The organism is bacterium, assembly GCA_026398675.1.
GTDB lineage: Bacteria > RBG-13-66-14 > RBG-13-66-14 > RBG-13-66-14 > RBG-13-66-14 > RBG-13-66-14.
Map to the genome: position 1 here is coordinate 1 of JAPLSK010000243.1, position 4,479 is coordinate 4,479.

Here is a 4,479-nt window from a genome sequence, read left to right on the forward strand (position 1 = left end):
GAACACGGCTGCTCACACCGGATAGCGAAGACACTGAACAGACAAGGGATTACGGTAAAACCCGCCTCATTAACCCAGACAGGGAAGAATCCGAACCAACTCCGGCTTCGGGCAAAACCCGCCTGATGAGCGCGGAAGACATAACCCGGTTAAAAGCCAAGGATAGACCGCCTTTTGCAAAGCCCCCCCACCCCAAGCAGATAGAAGAACATCAACATGAACAGGCTCCAGAAGGTGTAACGGTTGGAGCCTCGGTCACAACGCAATTTCAAACGTCCGACTTTAAAGACTGGCCAAAAAAGCAGAACAGGGCGTGGTTATGGGCGCTGTTGGCTGTTATATGTGTTGGCACCACTCTAATCCTCTGGCGGCCCTGGGAGCCCCAGGAGGAAACGCCGACCGTCGAGACACACAACGGTGAAACCGCCATGGTCAGCGAGGTGCCCGAGGGTAAAGAGCCGCCTGACGAAATTGTCCTCCCAAGGCACTACTCGGTGGAGGTCTGGCACACGCCGGCGGACGCCGAGAAGCTCAACGACGTGGAGTACCAGCTCTCCCAACTCGGCCAGACCGAGTACAGCGCCGTGCCCGTTGCCGCTCTGGGCACCGGAAACGTCAACGTCGTCTATTACCACGGCGAGAGTGAGGAGCTGCGGTCCTTCGCCGAACGGCTGTCCGATCTGCTGGGATTCGGGCCTCCGCGGCGGGTGGACCTCTCCGTCGTCCTGGGGCGGGACATCGAAAATGTTCTCGCCGCGGCGCCCGACTCCGGCGAGCTGCCCGGAGGGGCGTCCAACCTGACCGCCGAGGTGCTCAACGGCAGCGGTGTCCCCGGCATGGGCTCCCGCATGGCGGATAAGCTGGGCGGATTCGGACTGACAATCGTAGACATTCGCAACAACAGCACCTTCGACTGCGAACGCACCACCATCTCCTGCACGCCGGACAAGCTCGAGTACGCCCTGGCCCTGAAGAAGGCCCTTGGCCTGCCCGGTTCGGTGACCGGAATCCCCTACGACCTGCAGGTGGTCCTCGGCGGCGGATAGGCCGCCGACCGCCGCGGGGGACGGCGATGCTCAAACGGACCTTCACGTTGACCTTCCTCTTCCTCCTGGCCGCCCGGGCCGACGAGGTGGTCATCCGCGACGGCGTCATCACCAATGTCCCCGCTCATCCCCGGCTCTACGTGCCCACCCCCGAGGCGCTGGCCGCCTCCGCCTCCAACGAGGAAAACTTCGCCCCCCTGATCGCGTCCGCCGCCGGTCGCTACGGCCTGGAACCCGCCCTGGTCAAGGCGGTGGTGAAGGTGGAGAGCGCCTTTTACCCGAAGGCCCTCTCCAATTCGGGCGCCATGGGCCTGATGCAGCTCATGCCCGCCACCGCCCGGGAGCTGGGCGTCACGGACCCCTGGGACCCCGCGGCCAACGTGGATGGCGGCTGCCGATACCTGCGCGCGATGCTCGAATGCTTCGACGGCGACCTCCGCCTCGCCCTGGCCGCCTACAACGCGGGGCCCCGGTCCGTGGAGTACTACGGCGCGGTGCCGCCCTACCCCGAGACCCAGCGCTACGTGGTCCTGGTTTTGGAAAATTACCGGCGCTACGGCGGGGCGGGCGGGGAGACGGTTGAAGTAACCGACGGCGCGTCCTCGGCACCCGTGTACATCGCCCCCGACGGGACCATCACCAACGTCCCCCCAACGCCCTGACCGGTTGGAGAATTGAAAAAGGCCCCTTCGGGGTCGGCGTTTTATCCCTTGGCGTGACGGCGCCCGGTTTTCGGATGATGGATTAAAAAAGGGCCCCTTCGGAGCCCTCGTTTTTTCAACTGGGGTTACTCCTTCACCCGGAAGACGGTGAATCCGTCCTGGGTCGGATTCTCGGGGTCAACGCGAGAATCGTAGAGGATCCCATCCAGTTTTTCGCTTTCGGCGGTGTAAGTGCCCGATATGTAAATGTCTATGGAGTTCAGCACGAAATCCGTCCCGTAGAGCGAGGCCTGGCCGGTGAAGTAGTAGGATTCGTAGTTGCCGATGGTGTAGCCGTTTTCCGCGATATCCAGGTTCAACTGTTTGCCCGAATCGGCAGAGCCATTCCACGTCCCCGCCAGGTCGGCGATGAGGTCCTCCATCCGGTTTGGGTTGCAGTCCCCGTTGACCAGCGTCAGGAGGAAAAGGGCGGGGAGAATGAGGCGTCTTGTCATGGATAAGCCTTTACAATCCAGTATGTTATGAATGAGCGCGATGCCGCCTTTATCTTGACACTTCCCCCCCGTCGTGCTACGGTACCTTCAATAGTAGCCCAATCGTTTCTCACGGGCAAGGGGGCCGGTCGCCGGACGGGGGCGGTCCGTTCCGGGCGGTGGTACAAAAGGACGGAGAGCGGCTGGTGCGCGGGAATCGGGATGCTGGTCGCCCGTCGACCGCTTCGTCGCGGCCACCACAACCGTGAACCGAAAATCAGGCTGAACGCCGTCGGGCTCGACTTTTTTTTGCGGAGGAACGCGTGGAGTTCGCCCAGCTAGCCTTCGAACAGCCGATCTTCGACCTCGCCAGACGCATCGAGGAGCTGAAGAAGCTCAATGCCGAAGGCCCCGTGGACTTCGCCGACGAGATAGAGACCCTCTCCTCCAAGTTGGAGCAGCTCAAGGAGCAGGTTTACGCGAAGCTGACCATCTGGCAGCGGGTCCAGGTGGCGCGGCACCCCCAACGCCCCTACACCCTGGACTACGTGCAGCGCATCCTGACCGACTGGGTGGAGCTCCACGGGGACCGGTACTTCGCCGACGACCACGCCATGGTCACCGGGGTGGGTCGGCTGGAGGGGCGGCCGGTGGCGCTCATCGGCCACCAGAAGGGGCGCTCCACCAAGGAAAAGCTCCAGCGGAATTTCGGCATGCCGCACCCCGAGGGCTTCCGCAAGGCGCGGCGGATCATGGACCTGGCAGACCGCTTCGGCCTGCCCCTCATCTCCTTCCTCGACACCACCGGCGCATACCCCGGCATCGGCTCCGAGGAGCGCGGCATCTCCGAGGCCATCGCCCGTAACATCCGGGACATGTTCACCCTGCGGGTGCCGATGATCGTCGTGGTCATCGGCGAGGGCGGCTCCGGCGGCGCGCTGGGCATCGGCGTCGGCGACCGGGTGTACATGCTCGAGAACAGCTACTACTCGGTCATCAGCCCCGAGGGCTGCGCGGCGATTCTCTGGCGCGACCAGGCCCAGGCCCAGGAGGCCGCCCAGGCGCTCCGCGTCTCGGGCAGGCACCTGGTGGACCTCGGCGTGGTGGACCGCATCCTGCCGGAGCCCCTCGGCGGGGCGCACAACGGCGTGGACGAGACGGCCCAGATCGTCAAGGAGGTCCTCGTCGCCGACCTGGCCGAACTCACCAAGCTCCCCGTGGACGAGCTGCTCCAAAAGCGTTACGACAAATTCCGCGCCATGGGAGTGTACGCCGAGGATTAGATGGAGTATCTCTTCGTCTCCCCGGCTGCGGCCGCCCGCGGGGACGCGGTGGAGTTGAATTCAAAGGGGATTCACCTCCGCTTTCCGCTCCCCGGGGGGTTCGAAAGCGGGGGGACCGTCCGCCTGCGGGGGGCCGGGAAGAGGGGCCTCTTCGGGAAGAAACGGGATCTCCAGATCCGGGTTTTTTTCCTGAACAGCCTCTTGCCCGTGGAGGAGCCGACCGGCGTGGACCAAGCCCTGTTGGACGAGGTGGACTTCGTCCTGCGCTACGTCCGCGGGGATGCCGCGAAAGGTCCGCTGGACGTCGAGACGCTATACCGGGACTTCCTGGTGCATGGGGACCCGACGCGATTCCAGGGGGTTCTGGCCGCCTGGACGGGCGAGGATCCGGTGCCGGTCGAGTTTTCGGATTGGCTCGAGGTTCCGGGGCAGGTGCAGGTGATCGAGCGGCCGCCGATGACCGGCGTGCCGGAGTTCCCCGAGCCGCGGCGGATTTACGTCGCGGAGGCTTTCCGGGACGACCCACTGGCGCTCGGCTCGATTCTGGCCCATGAAAGCGCCCACGCCTTCCTCTTCCGCCACGGGTATTATCAGGTGCTCAACCCGTCGTCCAAAGCCGACCCGGAGAAGCCGAACCAGTTGGACCCCAAAGACGAGTGGCTGACCGACCTCGCCGTTTTCGGTCTCGGCTGGGGCGCGTTGACCCTGAACGCGGTGCGGCACAAGGGGGGACGCTGGTGGGCGCTGGGCTACCTGGACACCGCCACCATCCGCCTGGCCGCCGGCCAAGCCCGCCGTTGTCCCCCGGATCTGGTCGTAGCTGAGGGACTCAGGGTACTCGAGGAGGCAACCCTTGTCGGATGCACGATCAGGGCTGTTTTGGTCTCCGAGAATTTCGGTGCTGACCCGCGCGAGGCTGCATTGCTTGATTCCTGGTCATGCCGAAATGTGCCCCTGCGCCGGGCTTCCACTTCCCTGCTCAAGGATCTCTCTGACGTGGTCTCTCCCCAGGGTG

The 4,479-nt window shown here is 64.3% G+C and carries 5 protein-coding genes; 4 read left to right on the forward strand and 1 reads right to left on the reverse strand.

The features are described from left to right. The first annotated feature begins 329 nt into the window (after positions 1-329). Both NTW26_07685 and NTW26_07690 read left to right on the forward strand, forming a co-directional pair. On the forward strand, positions 330-1,046 hold the full coding sequence (locus NTW26_07685; protein ID MCX7022134.1) for a LytR C-terminal domain-containing protein: 717 nt from the start codon (positions 330-332) through the stop codon (positions 1,044-1,046). Positions 1,047-1,072: 26 nt separating this feature from the next. Then, positions 1,073-1,708 (forward strand): lytic transglycosylase domain-containing protein, encoded by a 636-nt coding sequence (locus NTW26_07690; protein ID MCX7022135.1) that lies wholly within the window; start codon positions 1,073-1,075, stop codon positions 1,706-1,708. A 125-nt stretch (positions 1,709-1,833) separates the two neighbouring features. On the opposite strand, the gene NTW26_07695 is transcribed toward NTW26_07690, so the two are convergent. Next, complete coding sequence (locus tag NTW26_07695; GenBank protein ID MCX7022136.1) at positions 1,834-2,202, reverse strand: hypothetical protein; 369 nt, start codon at positions 2,200-2,202, stop codon at positions 1,834-1,836. 302 nt (positions 2,203-2,504) lie between these two features. Here NTW26_07695 and NTW26_07700 point away from each other — a divergent pair, with 302 nt between their 5' ends. Further along, entirely contained in the window at positions 2,505-3,464 is a 960-nt protein-coding gene (locus NTW26_07700; GenBank protein ID MCX7022137.1) for an acetyl-CoA carboxylase carboxyltransferase subunit alpha, read from the forward strand. Beyond that, positions 3,465-4,479: hypothetical protein (locus NTW26_07705; protein ID MCX7022138.1), on the forward strand; the 1,015-nt coding region annotated here is incomplete at its 3' end.

Coding starts and splice junctions, on each gene's coding strand:
- NTW26_07690 (MCX7022135.1), top strand. CDS start 1,073: ATGCTCAAACGGACCTTCACGTTGACCTTCCTCTTCCTCCTGGCCGCC.
- NTW26_07695 (MCX7022136.1), bottom strand. CDS start 2,202: ATGACAAGACGCCTCATTCTCCCCGCCCTTTTCCTCCTGACGCTGGTC.